The organism is Planococcus alkaliphilus, from assembly GCF_057031095.1.
In genome coordinates, this window is the sequence record NZ_CM168060.1 from 1,047,501 (window position 1) to 1,063,207 (window position 15,707).

A 15,707-nucleotide genomic window follows, 5' to 3' on the forward strand; every position below is an offset into this window, starting at 1 on the left:
AGGTAGGCGAGAAGAGAATTCTAAGGTGAGCGAGTGAACTCTCGTTAAGGAACTCGGCAAAATGACCCCGTAACTTCGGGAGAAGGGGTGCTCTGGTAGGGTGAATAGCCCGAGAGAGCCGCAGTGAATAGGCCCAGGCGACTGTTTAGCAAAAACACAGGTCTCTGCAAAACCGTAAGGTGACGTATAGGGGCTGACGCCTGCCCGGTGCTGGAAGGTTAAGGGGAGTGCTTAGCGCAAGCGAAGGTGCGAACTGAAGCCCCAGTAAACGGCGGCCGTAACTATAACGGTCCTAAGGTAGCGAAATTCCTTGTCGGGTAAGTTCCGACCCGCACGAAAGGCGTAACGATCTGGGCACTGTCTCAACGAGAGACTCGGTGAAATTATAGTACCTGTGAAGATGCAGGTTACCCGCGACAGGACGGAAAGACCCCGTGGAGCTTTACTGTAGCCTGATATTGAATTTTGGTGCAACTTGTACAGGATAGGTAGGAGCCTTTGAGCCCGGAGCGCCAGCTTCGGAGGAGGCGTCGGTGGGATACTACCCTGGTTGTATTGAAATTCTAACCCACACCCCTGATCGGGGTGGGAGACAGTGTCAGGCGGGCAGTTTGACTGGGGCGGTCGCCTCCTAAAGAGTAACGGAGGCGCCCAAAGGTTCCCTCAGAATGGTTGGAAATCATTCGCAGAGTGTAAAGGCACAAGGGAGCTTGACTGCGAGACGTACAGGTCGAGCAGGGTCGAAAGACGGGCTTAGTGATCCGGTGGTTCCGCATGGAAGGGCCATCGCTCAACGGATAAAAGCTACCCCGGGGATAACAGGCTTATCTCCCCCAAGAGTCCACATCGACGGGGAGGTTTGGCACCTCGATGTCGGCTCATCGCATCCTGGGGCTGTAGTCGGTCCCAAGGGTTGGGCTGTTCGCCCATTAAAGCGGTACGCGAGCTGGGTTCAGAACGTCGTGAGACAGTTCGGTCCCTATCCGTCGCGGGCGCAGGAAATTTGAGAGGAGCTGTCCTTAGTACGAGAGGACCGGGATGGACACACCGCTGGTGTACCAGTTGTTCTGCCAAGGGCATCGCTGGGTAGCTATGTGTGGCCGGGATAAGTGCTGAAAGCATCTAAGCACGAAGCCCCCCTCAAGATGAGATTTCCCATTGCGCAAGCAAGTAAGATCCCTCAAAGACGATGAGGTAGATAGGTTCGAGGTGGAAGCGTGGCGACACGTGCAGCTGACGAATACTAATCGATCGAGGACTTAACCAAAATGGCTTTCTGAAGAGCGCGTTTCCTGTATTCAATGTCGAATATCCAGTTTTGAAAGAATAAGGCAAAAGTTTTTTCAAAAAAAGCTTGAAATACCGGTCAGAATTGGTATAATAAAACTTGTCTTTCAAAATAAATATTAGTCTGGTAGTGATGGCAAAGAGGCCACACCCGTTCCCATCCCGAACACGGAAGTTAAGCTCTTTTGCGCCGATGGTAGTTGGGGGTCTCCCCCTGTGAGAGTAGGACGTTGCCAGGCTGATAATATTATTCCGAAGTAGCTCAGTGGTAGAGCACCGCACTGTTAATGCGATGGTCGTAGGTTCGAATCCTACCTTCGGAGCCATTCTTTTGGAGAGCTGTCCGAGTGGCCGAAGGAGCATGATTGGAAATCATGTAGGCGGGCAACCGTCTCAAGGGTTCGAATCCCTTGCTCTCCGCCAGTAGCAATATCCAAATGAACATACAAATTAATGGCCCCTTGGTCAAGCGGTTAAGACACCGCCCTTTCACGGCGGTAACACGGGTTCGAATCCCGTAGGGGTCACCATTATATAATTGGAGGATTAGCTCAGCTGGGAGAGCATCTGCCTTACAAGCAGAGGGTCGGCGGTTCGATCCCGTCATCCTCCACCATTTACAATACATAAGCAAAACTTGTAAATATGAGTTTCTTCTATAATATAGGAAATAAACTCAATTATTATTATCGCGGGGTAGAGCAGTTCGGTAGCTCGTCGGGCTCATAACCCGGAGGTCGCAGGTTCAAATCCTGCCCCCGCAACCAAATGGTCCCGTGGTGTAGCGGTTAACATGCCTGCCTGTCACGCAGGAGATCGCCGGTTCGATCCCGGTCGGGACCGCCATTTTTTATCTTTCAAATGTGGGTCAGTAGCTCAGTTGGTAGAGCATTAGATTGAAGCTCTAAGTGTCGGCGGTTCGATTCCGTCCTGACCCACCATATTTTTATTTTTTATCTCCATGCCGGAGTAGCTCAACTGGTAGAGCAACTGACTTGTAATCAGTAGGTTGAGGGTTCAAGTCCTTTCTCCGGCACCATTTTTGGTGGGGTAGCGAAGTGGCTAAACGCGGCGGACTGTAAATCCGCTCCTTCGGGTTCGGCAGTTCGAATCTGCCCCCCACCACCAGTTTTTAGGGGCATAGTTTAACGGTAGAACAGAGGTCTCCAAAACCTCCGATGTGGGTTCGATTCCTACTGCCCCTGCCAATTTTAAAATTATATGATGGCGGTCGTGGCGAAGTGGTTAACGCACCGGATTGTGATTCCGGCACTCGGGGGTTCAATTCCCCTCGTCCGCCCCATGTTTTAATTTCAATTAAATGCACATATAAAATAGTAAAGTGGCGGTCGTGGCGAAGTGGTTAACGCACCGGATTGTGATTCCGGCATTCGGGGGTTCAATTCCCCTCGTCCGCCCCATCTTATTATTGGGGTATAGCCAAGCGGTAAGGCAACGGGTTTTGATCCCGTCATGCCCTGGTTCGAATCCAGGTACCCCAGCTTTTGCGGAAGTAGTTCAGTGGTAGAACGCCACCTTGCCAAGGTGGAGGTCGCGGGTTCGACCCCCGTCTTCCGCTCCATAAAATTGGCGGCATAGCCAAGTGGTAAGGCATGGGTCTGCAACACCCTTATCACCGGTTCGAGTCCGGTTGCCGCCTCCATTTATATTATGCCGGCGTGGCGGAATTGGCAGACGCGCGGGACTCAAAATCCCGTTCCTTCACGGGAGTGTCGGTTCGACCCCGACCGCCGGTATCTTGCAAAGGACCTGCCTGTCCTTTCATAAAACCTTCAACATCTTCGGATGCTGAAGGTTTTTTTTTTGGTTCTACACTAATTGTTGGGGTGTTGAAACAATTCGGCCCAAAAAAAGACACGCAATCTCCAAATTCTTTTATACTTGAAATGTCGAATAACAAGTAAAGAAGAGGAGATGCGTGCACTTGAATTTTACCATGAAATTTCCCGGATTAGAAGATGTGAAAATCATGAAGATGGAACAGGTGGAGGACCGGGTGGCCCTGCATGTGGAGTTGGAAGTGAAGGCACACCGTTGCCCGCGTTGCCAGGAGAAGACCCGGCGTGTCCACGATTACCGGATCCAAAAGATCAAACACCTGAAATGGTTTGAACGCCAGACTTACCTTTTCTATAAGAAGAGACGCTACGTATGCGGGGCGTGCGGCAAGAAATTCGCCGAACAGAATTCATTCATCGGCCGCTATCAACGGTTCTCAAAAGAGTGGAACCAAGCGGTTCATGTGCGCAGCGTCAAGGCGAAAACGTTCAAGGAAGTGGCCGGACAATACGGCGCTTCCGCTTCGACCATCGTTCGGCGTTTCGATCTGGTGGCGCTCCAGGAAGTTACTGAAACCGCAAAATTACCGCGTGTGATCGCCATCGACGAATACAAAGGCGACACCCGTGAAGGAAAGTACCAACTGATTATCGCCGATGGCGAAACGAGAGAACCGATCGATATCCTGCCCAACCGGAAAAAAGAGACGATCAAACAGTATCTCCAACAGCACGGAGCTGCGGTGGAAATCGTCGTCATGGACATGAGCCATTCCTTTAAAGCCGCGGTCAAAAAAGCACTCGGCAAACCGGTGATCATCGCCGATCGCTTCCACTTCTGCCGGTACATTTACTGGGCGCTGGACGCGGTCCGCAGACGCGTGCAGAAAAGTTGGAACGACTATGACCGCAAAAAAGGCAAACGGATGCGCTACGTCTTTTACAAAAACAGTGAGAAGTTAACCGAAAAGGACCGTTGGTACTTGAAGCGGTATCTTGAAATGGATGAGGAGCTCAAACGAGCATACGAACTGAAGGAAGCGTATTGCACGTGGTTTCAGGCAAGCAAAAAAAGAGATCCCGAGGAAATCCTCAAGACCAAAGAAGCGTTGCTGGAATTTTATCGGCTGGTGGAACAAGCGGGCATTCCCGAGTTCCAGAAAGCCATGGGCACCTTCCGAAACTGGCAGACGGAAATCTTGAACAGCTTCTCGTTCAAGTATTCCAATGGTTTCTTGGAAGGCATCAATAACCTGACAAAAGTGATTAAGCGGAACGCGTTCGGCTTTCAGAATTTCGAACGCGCCCGCGCCAAAATACTACTGACACACAAGTATAAGAATATGGGAGTTCACGTTGGTTAGAGTGAGGAAAATTTCACCTCACCCCAACATTTGACGGAGAACCGTTTAAACAGCAATGAGCGAAATAAAAGTACGCATCTGCAGTTTTTCATAGGATGAATTTGTATAGAACAGAACCGTTTATCGGGACCCAGGGAAAATATCAGGAAGGTTTAAAAAAAAGAAACAAATGGATTTCAATTTGTATGCAGGCTAGGCTCTAAGAGATAAAAGTCTTTCTAATTCTGATGGAATGTTTTATACTAAATTAGCTAATTTGAGAAGTTCTCTTTAACAGGGATCAGATTAAATGGCGAAGGAGATCAGCAGCCGTTACGTTATTACAGAAATGGAGATTAAAGAAAATCGAATAGATTAAACAGGAAATTCATAATCGTTTGTTTTATTAAGGTTTTGTAAAGTTGGGGTTAAAGTTCTATTAAAAAAGATTAAAAAGAGCTATCATAATCTAGCTTTGAATTTATTTTAGAAATTAGCGGAGGTAAGAAAATGGCTTTCAAGAAAAAAGATAAGTTTGCAGTTCTACTAGGGGATATCGCTTTGAATTTAAAAGAGAGTGCAGCTTATTTTGCTGACTATAAATTGCGGGAAATCAGTGATTTGAAGATTTTCTCCAATACGATGAAAGATTATGAAACAAAAGGCGATAATTATGTCCATACAGTCATCCAGGACTTGAACAACGCTTTTATCACGCCTATTGAAAGAGAAGACATTCTCGCACTGGCTATGAGTATGGATGATGTGCTAGATGGTTTAGATCATACTGCCTCAATGTTTGAAATGTATTCAATCGTCAATGCGGATGAATTCATGTTGGAGTTTGTAGAAGCGATCCGCCTCAGCACGATTGAAATCGAAACGGCTGTGGATTTGATGTCTTCTAAGAAATTGCCGGCTATGAGAGAGCACGCCATTAAAATAAAAGATTACGAGTCCCAATGTGATGTGACGAGACGCCATGCGATCAAACATCTCTTCCAGACGGAAAAAGATCCGATCCGCATTATTCAATATAAAGAAATCTATGAAGAGCTTGAAGAAATTGCAGACCATTGCCAAAAGGTAGCAAATACATTTGAGTCTATTATCATGAAAAACGCTTAAGGAGCAAGATGACCGATGGATATGGTTCTGCTAATAACAGTTTTAATTGTCGTTTTTGCTATAATATTCGACTTTATCAATGGCTTTCACGATACAGCCAATTCAATAGCTACTGCAGTCTCTACAAAAGCTTTAAAGCCGCGTCATGCAATTATGCTTGCTGCGGTAATGAACTTTGTCGGAGCTATGGCATTTACAGGAGTAGCAAAAACAATTACGAAGGATATTGTTGATCCATTTACATTGACGAATGGGTCGGTGGTGATTTTAGCCGCTTTGCTTGCTGCAATCACTTGGAATTTGGTTACCTGGTATTACGGAATTCCGAGTAGTTCTTCCCATGCTTTAATCGGTTCTATCGCCGGTGCTGCCATTGCAGCGGCAGGATTTGCAGCATTGAATTACGGAGGGTTTATAAAAATTCTCCAAGCGTTGATTTTATCGCCTATTCTGGCATTCGCTGTGGGGTATCTTGTATATAGTATCTTTAAAGTAGTATTCAAAAATAATAATTTAACGAAAACGAATCGAAACTTCCGCTTGATTCAAATTGCGACAGCGGCTTTGCAATCATTTTCGCATGGTACGAATGACGCACAAAAAGCGATGGGGATTATCACAATGGCGTTGATCGTCAACAACTACCAATCTTCAGATGATATTCAGTTATGGGTGCAAGCTACTTGTGCTGCCGCAATGGCATTAGGGACGTCTGTTGGCGGATGGCGGATCATTAAGACCGTTGGCGGCAAGATTATGAAAATCCGTCCTGTCAATGGCGTAGCTGCTGATTTGACTGGAGCAGCCGTTATCTTCGGAGCGACATTCATTCATTTACCGGTTAGTACAACGCACGTCATTTCCTCTTCCATTATGGGGGTAGGAGCTTCACATCGGCTTAAAGGCGTGAAATGGGGAACCGGTAAAACGATGCTGATCACATGGGTGATTACGATGCCGATATCGGCAGCATTAGCCGCAGCCATCTATTTCATCCTTAATATTTTCCTTTAAAATAAAGACAGGGACTTTGATATTCAAAGCCCTGTTTTTCTTTGGACTTTGGCAGCGGCTTTCATAGCTTATGGATTTAGACGGATGATGAGACTTTTCGCAAAAAAGGCTTGTGCAATTTATAAAAGCTATGTTAAGATAAATCTTGTCCAATTCGATTAAGCCGGCGTGGCGGAATTGGCAGACGCGCGGGACTCAAAATCCCGTTCCTTCACGGGAGTGTCGGTTCGACCCCGACCGCCGGTATACTTTGCACCGCTTAGCGGATGCTGAAACACTTCTTGCTTCATGCAAGAAGTGTTTTTTTATGCTCTTTTATTGAAGAAGAAGAGGGTTATTGCTGAAAAGCTTGGGAGCTTGCTGTAGAAACACTTTTTAATCAATAGGAAGAGTTATTCCACTAAAGTATTTCTGCAGCTGTTAAGTGTCTTAAAAGAAGAATTAGAGGCATATATGCTCCATGAGTCTATTAAAGAAACCGGCAAAAAGCACAATTCCTGTCTTTATCCATTATTTGCTTGATATAATGACGGGAGAAAATGTGTTTAAAAGCAGAAGGAGGAGCCTATGAAGCAGATACATAGCGATATTTTTCAATTCCGTGGCAGCCATTATGAGTTTGGAAAGATGCAAGGAGAACGGTTAAGGGAATCCATTATTTTGGATAACCGCAGAAAGCAATGGAAAGCGAAACGGCCGAGATTTAAAATTGATGTAAATGAAACCAAAACTGCCTTTTTGCAGTTTGCTCCGGGGATTTGGGAAGAGTTGCTTGGGCTTCAGGAAAGCTTGGATTTGCCGATGGAGGAAGTGCTAAGGGATTTCGGAGGCTACCGCATCGATGCGATGCCATCTGGCTGTTCAATTGTGACAGGAGATGACTTCTTGGTCCGCAATTATGATTTCCATCCTCAGACTTATGAAGGGCGTTTTTTGCTGTTTCAGCCAACGGATGGCGGCTATGCCTTTATTGGGCCTTCTTCCCGCATAACGGGGCGCATGGATGGCATGAATGAGAAGGGCTTTGCGATGGGGTATAATTTCACGCATCGGAAACAGCCGGGAGACGGATTTGTCTGCTATATGATTGGCCGGATCATGCTTGAGACTTGTTCGACGATTCAAGAAGCAGTTGCACTTTTAAAAGAAATTCCGCATCGCGGTTCGTTTAGCTACGTTGTGCAAGATAAGAGCGGCGAGTCTGCCATCATTGAAGCAAGCCCGAGAGCAGTCGATGTCAGGAAGGATGCGGCGTGCACCAACCATTTTGAAATTCAACAACATGAAAACCGGAATTACTTAAACGATTCGTATGAACGCTTGGATGCGATCAGGCAGCAGCCGGATGCAACGCAGGATGCTTATCAGGCTTTTCGCCTGTTCAATGATGTAGATAAAGGTGTGTTCTCGAAGTTGTATAAGAGCTGGGCAGGGACCATCCATACGTCTGCTTATTTGCCGAAAGAATTGGCGGTATGGTTTGCGCTAGGCGGAAACCAGGAACCAGAAATTTTTGATTTCAAAAAATGGCTGGCAGGAGAAGACCTCACCGAACGTAAAATCTACGGGGAGATCGATACAGATATCGGTTTTGCCCATCTGGATAAGCAGTTTGTTTAAGCAAATGAAAAAAGCGCCCGGTGGAGGGCGCTTTTTTTACATTTCTGCCATATGTGGGAATGGCAGTTTCGTATCGATTTTTCCGTTGATGCGTTTAGCAAGCAGTCGTTCGCCTTGCAGCCACTTCTTAAAATCAAACATGAGCGGCAAGCGATTCGGACCGAGGGCAAAACCGACTTCCAAGCTTTCCGGGAAGTAAAAAGCGGTATGGAGCGTTCCGGAAGCCGTGCTGTATTTCTCCGAAAAGACGCCTTGTTCCAAATCGTTCAATCTGCGAAAGGCACTGTAGGCATCTGTTGCTTCGTTTAAATGGGTGCGAATGGTTTCTTCACGGCGAATCGAATCTTTCATCTGGTAGCGGTTTTCTTCAGTCAGCAATTCAAAATGATTGGTGGAAACGTTTGAAGTGCGTGCAACGACAGAGCGTGGAGAAGCTTCAACGACTACGGATTTCCCGCTTCGGTCGAGCAGCACATAGCTGAAAGAACGGCGGTGTGGTATTTCTTCCAGCAATTCAATCGCTTCTTCCACAGTTGCACAATTCTCTAAGATCAACCGGCCGATCATATTGCAAATAAAACCGTCTTCAGAATTGCGCCGATTGATGAAGTTATAGCCCATTACGAGCCCTTTTTCATTTAACCCGTCGGTTCTGCCGGTAATTTGCATGGTCGGTCCGATGGTGGCATAGCCGCCGTCTGTCGGCTGGTACAGGGCAAACCGTCCTTCGTAGCCTTCGGGAGAGCTGTCGTAATTGCGGACCATGTATGCGCTGCTTGTAAAAATCGAACAGCCGCTTCTCGTGTATTCCAAATAATAGCCGCCGAATTCGCGGATGGCGTCTTGCATACTCCATTCGAGTGCATCGGCCAATCCATTGATTTCCTCCCAAATTCTCGGAGCAAACGCAAGCAGCGTGTTGGTTGCCTGTGTTTCATCTATTAGAAAATTTTTGTTTTTGGAGCCCCATTGTTTTTTGCGGTTGGGGAGGATAAAGGAATCCCTTAACAACTCGCCTTGTTTAAAACCGAAATCATAATGGCTGCCGCGAAATTGAATAATATCACTGTGGACTTTTTTCACTGGCGATCCCTCATTTATTGGAAATTAGCGAATTTCTGTGAGTCTGTGAAAAACTCTCGAATTCGAGCTACCCCGAGTTTACTGCATTTTTTTCGGAAAGAAAAAGAATCTGCCTAGCACTCGGAAGGGAGGCGGGGCAAATTCCAGATTAGAGAATATAAAACTCAGCGTCGCCGCCGTTGATGCCGGTGAACATATTGGATGCAGCAGTCAACAGTTCCAGTGCCGTATCCCGGTTCATCGATGGACGCAAATAAAAGATGTGGAGCGCATTTTTGGTTTCTTCTGTAACAGCGGTCCGGATGGAATCGACATACGGGCTGCCGAACGGCCCTTGGCTGTCTTTTGCCACAATGATATTGGCAAGTGTATTCAAGCGGTTATTGATGCCTTCGTACTGGTCTTGGTCCGTACCTAATGTAATTTCCACATCGCCACTGATTTTGTCTTCATCGTAAAGGCCAAGTGGAATTTCGTATTGCAGGGACAGGAAGTTGTTCATGTCGACGCCTGAATGCACCGGCTTCAAGTAATTCTGCTTTTTGATCCGGCGGAACAGGGCTTCTGCGGAGTGGCGGTAGCGGTTCGGATCTGCACCTAACGCTTTCCATGCCAGTTTCCATTCCAACAGGCCCGGAAAATCTGTCAACTCTTTTTCATCCAAGTCGAAATACAATTGCTCCTGGAAAAGCTGAAGGCGGCCTTTTAACATTTGAGGTGAATCGGAAACGGTGATATTGTTATAATGAATGATGCCTATTTTAAAATCAGGAAGGATTTCTTTGATATTAGGGTCGATGGAAGCTTTCATGGCACTCTTCCTTTCAAGTAATAGTAGTTAATCATTATAGTATCATAGAATAGAATTGAGGGGTTACAGCATGAATCTCGATCAATTTCAAGAAGAGCTTGTTGCGTATGCCTCGGAGATCGGAATTGATAAAATCGGTTTTGCTTCGGCAGAGCCTTTTTATAATTTAAAGCATCGGCTGATCCGCCAGCAGCAATTGAAATACCAATCCGGCTTTGAAGAACCCGATATTGAAAAGCGGATCCGGCCCGATTTACTGCTGGATGAAGCAGTGAGCATCATCGCCATTGCGATTGCGTATCCTTCAAAAATGAAAGATGCGCCTCAAGGCGTCAAAGGTGCACGCCGCGGAATTTTTTCGCGGTCTTCCTGGGGAAAAGATTACCACGCGGCGTTAAGAGAGCGGTTGGTCCTGCTTGAGGCATTTATTGCAGCCCATTATCCGGAAGCGCGCATGCGCTCAATGGTGGACACTGGCGAGCTATCTGACCGTGCCGTGGCCGAACGCGCGGGAATCGGCTGGAGTGCGAAAAACACATCCATCATTACACCGGAATTCGGTTCTTACGTTTATTTGGGGGAAATGATCACCAATATCCCGTTCCGTTACGATGAGCCGATGGAAGACCAATGCGGAGATTGCCGGTTATGCATCGATGTCTGTCCGACAGGGGCGATTGTTGAAGGCGGCCAATTGAATGCAACGCGCTGCATTTCATTTTTAACCCAGACGAAAGGCTTTTTGCCGGACGAGTTCCGGGGCGTCATCGGCAACCGGTTGTATGGCTGCGATACGTGCCAAACGGTCTGTCCGAAGAATAAGCGCAAGGCAAATCAAATCCATATGGAATTTGAACCGGATCCGGAAATTGCGAAACCGCTTTTAGAGCCTTTGCTTAAGATTTCCAATAAAGAATTTAAAGCGAAGTTCGGTTATGTGTCGGGTTCTTGGAGAGGCAAAAAGCCGATTCAGCGGAATGCGATTCTGGCATTGGCCCATTTTAAAGAAGAATCGGCTGTGCCTGCATTGATCGAGCTGTTGAAAAGCGATGAACGGCCGGTTATTCGCGGAACGGCCGCATGGGCCATCGGGAAGATCGGCACCGAATCAGGGTTTGAAGCATTGAAACAAGCCCAGCTCGTCGAACAGGATGCGGAAGTGGCAGAAGAAATTCAAAAAGGATTGGCGTTCTACGCCGAAGAATTGAAAGGATAAGTGAAAGAACTTGGCTATACACATTGTTTTATACCAACCGCTGATTCCAGCAAATACAGGGAATATTGCACGTTCGTGCGCAGGTACAGGAGTAAAATTGCATTTGATTCGCCCGCTTGGCTTTTCAACGGATGATAAAATGCTGAAACGGGCTGGACTCGATTATTGGGAGCACGTCGACATCCATTACCACGATTCGCTTCAAGAGTTATTCGATCGTTATGCAGACGGCGAATTTTATTACATTACGAAATTTGGAACGAAAACGTATACGACTTTCGATTTCTCGGATGTTGAAAAAGACCATTTCTTCGTCTTCGGACAGGAAACGAAAGGCTTGCCAAGAGAGTTGATCGATGCGAACCTTGATCATTGCCTGCGCATCCCGATGAATGACAATATCCGTTCGCTCAATTTGTCGAATACAGCTGCCATTTTAATGTATGAAGCACTGCGCCAACAGGATTACCCGGGGTTAAAATAATGAATAAAAAAAGAGCTGCCCTTTTGAAAGGGAACAGCTCTTTTTCATTATTTGTCTTCTGGAGTACCTGGTTTGTCGTCATAGCCTGCAGTGAAAATAGCAGCTAGGAACGCTACACAAATACCTAAAATAAGGATTAAGTTCATAAGTAACGACCTCCTTGAAATTTGCATCTTTGTTTAGTATAGCGCAAAGGCGGGGAAAATGAAATATAACTCTCCAGCCAAATATGGAGAAGTTATGTCGGAAGCTGTTTGATTTGCTGAAGAAAACGAAACTTATCGCTTGGCCAAACGTATATAAAGAAAGGCATTAAAAGAAGGGATGATTCAATAATGAGAATGAAAATTTCTGTAGCATTGTTATGGATTACGGGACTAGCAGAGGCGTTCCTGGCGATTCCATTTATCGGAGGTTCTGTTGTCTTAAGCACAGGATACGGTGTTTTAGGCGTCATGTTCGTCCTTCACGCCATTACGCTATTCTTCTGTTTCCGTGAATACTCTCCAAAAGCAGGCTCGATTCTTGGGATTATCACAAGCCTCATTTCGTGGTTCCCGCTTATCGGCTGGGCAATGCACTTGCTTAGCGCCATCGTCTTGCTGATCAGCGCAGCTGTTTCAAACCGCACCGCTAGAATTTAATCAATCAAAAAAAACGCCCATGGAGGGCGTTTTTTTGTGTCCAGACTCCAGCGTCCGTGTAGATTTGACGGGCGCTTCCGTTTTTCTTAATGCGGTGCAATAAAAAGTTGAATGGCGAAAAGGACAGCGAATACATAAAGAATCGGGTGTACCGTTTTCCATTTTCCTTTAAAGATTTTCATAAGCGGATAAGAGATAAAGCCGAGTGCGATTCCGGTTGCAATGCTCGATGTCAATGGCATCGCAAGAACAATCAAGAATGCAGGAAAAGCTTCATCGAATTTTTCCCATTCGATGTTTTTCACAGAGCCGATCATCAAACTGCCGACGATGATCAAAGCAGGTGCTGTAATGGCTGCGACATTTGATAAGGCGGCGACAAGCGGGCTGAAGAATGCAGCCAAGATAAACAAGATGGCTACCGTTAACGTCGTTAAGCCGGTGCGTCCGCCAGCAGCAACTCCTGATGAAGATTCCACAAAAGCGGTAGTCGGGCTGGTGCCGACCATGGCGCCGGCTGTGCCGGCGATTGAGTCGGCAAGCAAGGCTTGTCTCATTCGCGGCATGTTATTGTTTTTCATCAATCCGGCCTGTTTTGCGACACCGACCATGGTGCCCGTCGTATCAAACAAGGTCACTAACAGGAAAGAGAAAACAACGCCGTATAAGCCGAAATCGATAACCATCTGGAAGGCTTCTATCGGATTCCAGACGATGATGCCATCCGGCAGCGAGGGAAGTTCCAAAAGTTTTCCTTCAAATTTCAGTTGGCCGGTGAAAAAGGCGATGATTCCAGTAGCGATCATTCCGAAGAAAATTCCGCCATGAATATTCAGCGACATGAAGATCAAAGTGATGAATAAGCCGATTAAGGTCAAGATGACTGGCGCTGAAGTCAAATCCCCTAGGCCGACAAGATTGGCATCATTAGCGACGATAAGTCCGCTCATGCGCATACCGATAAAGGCGATGAACAGTCCGATGCCAGCTGTAATGGCATGCTTCAGGTTTTCAGGAATCGCTTGGATCAATACTTTACGCAAGGGCGTCAATGATAAAATAACAAAAAGAAGTCCAGCCACAAATACAGAGCTAAAAGCAGTGATATAATCGATGGCTCCATCCGATCCAAGAACCATAGAAGTGAAATAGGCGTTCAACCCCATACCGGGAGCGATAGCAATCGGATAATTGGCCATTAAGGCCATCCACAAGGTGCCGATTACGGAGGCAATGATGGTCGCAAGGAAAACTTGGTCAAAAGGCACGCCTGCAGCGCTGAGAATAACGGGGTTGACGATGACGATATAAGCCATCGTCAAGAAAGTGGTCATTCCAGCTAAAACTTCTGTTTTGGCAGTCGTTCCATTTTCTTTTAAGTGAAACATTGAATTACTTCCTTTCAAACACGAACGATTTAAACAACATCCACTATATTATTCGCTTTTATTATGAAATGCAACCCTTTTTAAGAAATCGTAATAGTCGAAATAAGTGGAAGTTATTTGTACAATAAAAGAGAGAAAGGATGATTGACATGGAATTAACGATTAAATCAACAAAAACCTTACATAATGGCGTTGAAATGCCTCGCTTCGGACTCGGCGTGTATAAAATGAAAGAGCCGGATGAAGCGCTAAAAGCGATGGAAGCTGCGATAGGAGCGGGATATCCTGCGATTGATACGGCCACGGTTTATGAGAACGAACGGGAAGTTGGAGAAGCAGTTCGGGCGTCTGGGGTTAAACGCGAGGAATTATTCATCACTTCGAAAGTTTGGAACACCGACCAAGGATACGATCAAACACTCCGCGCTTTTGAGGCGTCGCTTGAGCGCCTTGGCTTTGATTATTTGGATTTGTATTTGACGCATTGGGCTATTCCGGAAACTTTTGTTGATACTTACCGTGCAATCCAGCGTCTATACGATGAAAAATTGGTGCGGTCGATCGGGGTATCTAACCACCAGATCCACCATCTGGAAAAGATTTTCGCTACTGCGAACACGAAGCCGATGGTCAACCAGATTGAGCTCCACCCTCAACTGACGCAAGAACCGCTGCGCCAATTTTGTGAAGAGCATAATATTGCCATTACATCCTGGTCACCGCTTGCACGCGGCAGACTGCTGGAAGATCCTGTATTGGCAAAAATTGCAGAAGTCCATGGAAAATCGATTGCGCAAGTAGTTATCCGTTGGCATTTGCAAAGTGATCTCATCGTCATTCCGAAATCGGTGACGCCATCCCGCATAATTGAAAATGCGGATGTCTATAACTTCTCATTATCGGAAGAGGAAATGAAAATGATCGACGAGTTGAACCAGGATTGGCGTTCAGGAACGCATCCGGATAAAATCAGCCTATAAGAAAAGCCGCCAAATTTGGCGGCTTTTTTTAACGCGCAGAATCTTCTACGACAATTTTTTCATGGGTGAAGGGATGGATGAACGACATGCGGAATGCATGAAGATGGTAGGCACCGTCTTGTGTCGCTGGTCCGTCGTACATTTCGTCGCCGATGATCGGATGGCCGATATGGGACAAATGCGCCCGGATCTGGTGCGTGCGGCCAGTTTCCAACGTCAGATGCAGCAATGATTTTCCTTCCATTTGCTTTAGCACTTTATAATGCGTGACAGCACTTTGCCCGGTAGGCGAGACACGGCGGCGGGTTGGGTGATGGCGGTCTTTGCCAAGCGGGAAATCGATCGTCCCGGATTTGTTGTGGACTTTGCCTTTTACTACCGCTTCGTAGTCGCGCACCAGCTGTTTTTGTTCAAGCATGCGATCCAGCACATTTTTCGCGACAGGATGTTTTGCGACCATTAACAGGCCGGATGTGCCTTGGTCAAGGCGATGGACATGCTCGCCGTAAGATCCGCCGCCCCGGATGATATGGCCGAGAATGGCATTGATGAACGTATCAATCTGTCCGACTTCATTCGGATGAGTGGCCATGCCTTTCGGTTTGCGTGCCACAATGAAATGATCGTCTTCGAAAAGGATCGGCAATTCTATGTCATGCTTCGGCTCGTAAGGGGATGCGGCAGGCGGCAGCTCGAATTGCAGCACGGTTCCTTTTTCAAGAGGTTCTTTCCAGATCACTTCCTGGAATTTCTTGTTCTTCACACTTTTGGCCATGCGCATTTCATGGACCACTTTTTTGCCGAGGCCCCATTCTTTCCTCAATAATTCTTCGACGGTCATGCCGTCGTCTTGTATAGTATAGCTCCACGCCATAACGATTCCTCCAAATGAAAGGGCCATGCGCACCGC

The 15,707-nt window shown here is 46.6% G+C and carries 12 protein-coding genes, 17 tRNA genes and 2 rRNA genes (1 of these 31 only partly in view); 27 read left to right on the forward strand and 4 right to left on the reverse strand.

Annotated elements, in window-relative coordinates:
• From AC2EXB_RS05330 to AC2EXB_RS05440, 23 genes are all read left to right on the forward strand, one after another.
• Positions 1-1,267, forward strand: a 23S ribosomal RNA gene (locus AC2EXB_RS05330); it begins 1,667 nt to the left of the window's first position.
• Between the two features lie 143 nt (positions 1,268-1,410).
• A 5S ribosomal RNA gene (rrf, locus tag AC2EXB_RS05335) occupies positions 1,411-1,526 on the forward strand.
• Positions 1,527-1,538: 12 nt separating this feature from the next.
• Positions 1,539-1,613: transfer RNA gene (locus tag AC2EXB_RS05340), tRNA-Asn, on the forward strand.
• 7 nt (positions 1,614-1,620) lie between these two features.
• A tRNA-Ser gene (locus tag AC2EXB_RS05345) sits at positions 1,621-1,710 on the forward strand.
• A 32-nt stretch (positions 1,711-1,742) separates the two neighbouring features.
• Positions 1,743-1,817 (forward strand) — tRNA-Glu (locus tag AC2EXB_RS05350).
• A gap of 10 nt (positions 1,818-1,827) precedes the next feature.
• Positions 1,828-1,903 (forward strand) — tRNA-Val (locus AC2EXB_RS05355).
• Positions 1,904-1,977: 74 nt separating this feature from the next.
• Positions 1,978-2,054, forward strand: a tRNA-Met gene (locus tag AC2EXB_RS05360).
• Positions 2,055-2,057: 3 nt separating this feature from the next.
• Positions 2,058-2,133 (forward strand) — tRNA-Asp (locus tag AC2EXB_RS05365).
• Between the two features lie 19 nt (positions 2,134-2,152).
• Positions 2,153-2,228 (forward strand) — tRNA-Phe (locus AC2EXB_RS05370).
• A 22-nt stretch (positions 2,229-2,250) separates the two neighbouring features.
• A tRNA-Thr gene (locus AC2EXB_RS05375) sits at positions 2,251-2,326 on the forward strand.
• Between the two features lie 5 nt (positions 2,327-2,331).
• Positions 2,332-2,415: transfer RNA gene (locus tag AC2EXB_RS05380), tRNA-Tyr, on the forward strand.
• A 6-nt stretch (positions 2,416-2,421) separates the two neighbouring features.
• Positions 2,422-2,495: transfer RNA gene (locus tag AC2EXB_RS05385), tRNA-Trp, on the forward strand.
• Between the two features lie 19 nt (positions 2,496-2,514).
• Positions 2,515-2,590: transfer RNA gene (locus tag AC2EXB_RS05390), tRNA-His, on the forward strand.
• A gap of 42 nt (positions 2,591-2,632) precedes the next feature.
• Positions 2,633-2,708, forward strand: a tRNA-His gene (locus AC2EXB_RS05395).
• Positions 2,709-2,717: 9 nt separating this feature from the next.
• Positions 2,718-2,789, forward strand: a tRNA-Gln gene (locus tag AC2EXB_RS05400).
• 5 nt (positions 2,790-2,794) lie between these two features.
• Positions 2,795-2,869: transfer RNA gene (locus AC2EXB_RS05405), tRNA-Gly, on the forward strand.
• A gap of 7 nt (positions 2,870-2,876) precedes the next feature.
• Positions 2,877-2,950 (forward strand) — tRNA-Cys (locus AC2EXB_RS05410).
• A gap of 10 nt (positions 2,951-2,960) precedes the next feature.
• Positions 2,961-3,044, forward strand: a tRNA-Leu gene (locus AC2EXB_RS05415).
• Between the two features lie 182 nt (positions 3,045-3,226).
• Entirely contained in the window at positions 3,227-4,450 is a 1,224-nt protein-coding gene (locus AC2EXB_RS05420) for an ISL3 family transposase (protein ID WP_483601356.1), read from the forward strand.
• Between the two features lie 489 nt (positions 4,451-4,939).
• Positions 4,940-5,557: a DUF47 domain-containing protein gene (locus AC2EXB_RS05425; protein ID WP_483604018.1), complete on the forward strand. Its 618-nt coding sequence runs from the start codon at positions 4,940-4,942 to the stop codon at positions 5,555-5,557.
• Positions 5,558-5,572: 15 nt separating this feature from the next.
• On the forward strand, positions 5,573-6,571 hold the full coding sequence (locus AC2EXB_RS05430; RefSeq protein WP_483604019.1) for an anion permease: 999 nt from the start codon (positions 5,573-5,575) through the stop codon (positions 6,569-6,571).
• 162 nt (positions 6,572-6,733) lie between these two features.
• Positions 6,734-6,817 (forward strand) — tRNA-Leu (locus tag AC2EXB_RS05435).
• A 321-nt stretch (positions 6,818-7,138) separates the two neighbouring features.
• Positions 7,139-8,191, forward strand: a complete 1,053-nt coding sequence (locus AC2EXB_RS05440; RefSeq protein ID WP_483604020.1) for a C45 family autoproteolytic acyltransferase/hydrolase — start codon at positions 7,139-7,141, stop codon at positions 8,189-8,191.
• A 36-nt stretch (positions 8,192-8,227) separates the two neighbouring features.
• On the opposite strand, the gene AC2EXB_RS05445 is transcribed toward AC2EXB_RS05440, so the two are convergent.
• Both AC2EXB_RS05445 and AC2EXB_RS05450 read right to left on the reverse strand, forming a co-directional pair.
• The gene (locus AC2EXB_RS05445) at positions 8,228-9,274 is read right to left on the reverse strand and encodes a C45 family autoproteolytic acyltransferase/hydrolase (protein ID WP_483604021.1); all 1,047 of its coding nucleotides are present in this window, start codon (positions 9,272-9,274) and stop codon (positions 8,228-8,230) included.
• A gap of 148 nt (positions 9,275-9,422) precedes the next feature.
• A complete protein-coding gene (locus AC2EXB_RS05450; RefSeq protein WP_483604022.1) occupies positions 9,423-10,085 on the reverse strand; it encodes a B3/B4 domain-containing protein in 663 nt (220 codons plus the stop codon).
• Positions 10,086-10,155: 70 nt separating this feature from the next.
• On the opposite strand from AC2EXB_RS05450, the gene queG reads away from it, so the two are divergent.
• The 3 genes from queG (at position 10,156) to AC2EXB_RS05465 (ending at position 12,429) form a co-directional block, all read left to right on the forward strand.
• Positions 10,156-11,301: a tRNA epoxyqueuosine(34) reductase QueG gene (gene queG, locus AC2EXB_RS05455; protein WP_483604023.1), complete on the forward strand. Its 1,146-nt coding sequence runs from the start codon at positions 10,156-10,158 to the stop codon at positions 11,299-11,301.
• Positions 11,302-11,311: 10 nt separating this feature from the next.
• A complete protein-coding gene (trmL, locus tag AC2EXB_RS05460) occupies positions 11,312-11,785 on the forward strand; it encodes a tRNA (uridine(34)/cytosine(34)/5-carboxymethylaminomethyluridine(34)-2'-O)-methyltransferase TrmL (RefSeq protein WP_483604024.1) in 474 nt (157 codons plus the stop codon).
• Between the two features lie 335 nt (positions 11,786-12,120).
• Positions 12,121-12,429 carry a hypothetical protein gene (locus AC2EXB_RS05465; RefSeq protein ID WP_251480482.1) on the forward strand — a complete coding sequence of 103 codons (309 nt, stop codon included), beginning with the start codon at positions 12,121-12,123 and terminating at the stop codon, positions 12,427-12,429.
• Positions 12,430-12,515: 86 nt separating this feature from the next.
• Here AC2EXB_RS05465 and AC2EXB_RS05470 read toward each other — a convergent pair whose 3' ends face one another.
• Complete coding sequence (locus AC2EXB_RS05470; protein WP_483604025.1) at positions 12,516-13,817, reverse strand: NCS2 family permease; 1,302 nt, start codon at positions 13,815-13,817, stop codon at positions 12,516-12,518.
• Between the two features lie 149 nt (positions 13,818-13,966).
• On the opposite strand from AC2EXB_RS05470, the gene AC2EXB_RS05475 reads away from it, so the two are divergent.
• Positions 13,967-14,797 (forward strand): aldo/keto reductase, encoded by an 831-nt coding sequence (locus tag AC2EXB_RS05475; protein ID WP_483604026.1) that lies wholly within the window; start codon positions 13,967-13,969, stop codon positions 14,795-14,797.
• A 28-nt stretch (positions 14,798-14,825) separates the two neighbouring features.
• On the opposite strand, the gene AC2EXB_RS05480 is transcribed toward AC2EXB_RS05475, so the two are convergent.
• Positions 14,826-15,671, reverse strand: coding sequence for an RluA family pseudouridine synthase (locus tag AC2EXB_RS05480; RefSeq protein WP_251480499.1), 846 nt, complete (start codon positions 15,669-15,671; stop codon positions 14,826-14,828).
• Positions 15,672-15,707: the final 36 nt, after the last annotated feature.

Excerpts from the sequence above, each read along its gene's own strand:
- AC2EXB_RS05425 (WP_483604018.1), top strand. The coding sequence starts at position 4,940 with ATGGCTTTCAAGAAAAAAGATAAGTTTGCAGTTCTACTAGGGGATATC.
- AC2EXB_RS05430 (WP_483604019.1), top strand. The coding sequence starts at position 5,573 with ATGGATATGGTTCTGCTAATAACAGTTTTAATTGTCGTTTTTGCTATA.
- AC2EXB_RS05440 (WP_483604020.1), top strand. The coding sequence starts at position 7,139 with ATGAAGCAGATACATAGCGATATTTTTCAATTCCGTGGCAGCCATTAT.
- AC2EXB_RS05450 (WP_483604022.1), bottom strand. The coding sequence starts at position 10,085 with ATGAAAGCTTCCATCGACCCTAATATCAAAGAAATCCTTCCTGATTTT.
- queG (WP_483604023.1), top strand. The coding sequence starts at position 10,156 with ATGAATCTCGATCAATTTCAAGAAGAGCTTGTTGCGTATGCCTCGGAG.
- AC2EXB_RS05465 (WP_251480482.1), top strand. The coding sequence starts at position 12,121 with ATGAGAATGAAAATTTCTGTAGCATTGTTATGGATTACGGGACTAGCA.
- AC2EXB_RS05470 (WP_483604025.1), bottom strand. The coding sequence starts at position 13,817 with ATGTTTCACTTAAAAGAAAATGGAACGACTGCCAAAACAGAAGTTTTA.
- AC2EXB_RS05475 (WP_483604026.1), top strand. The coding sequence starts at position 13,967 with ATGGAATTAACGATTAAATCAACAAAAACCTTACATAATGGCGTTGAA.
- AC2EXB_RS05480 (WP_251480499.1), bottom strand. The coding sequence starts at position 15,671 with ATGGCGTGGAGCTATACTATACAAGACGACGGCATGACCGTCGAAGAA.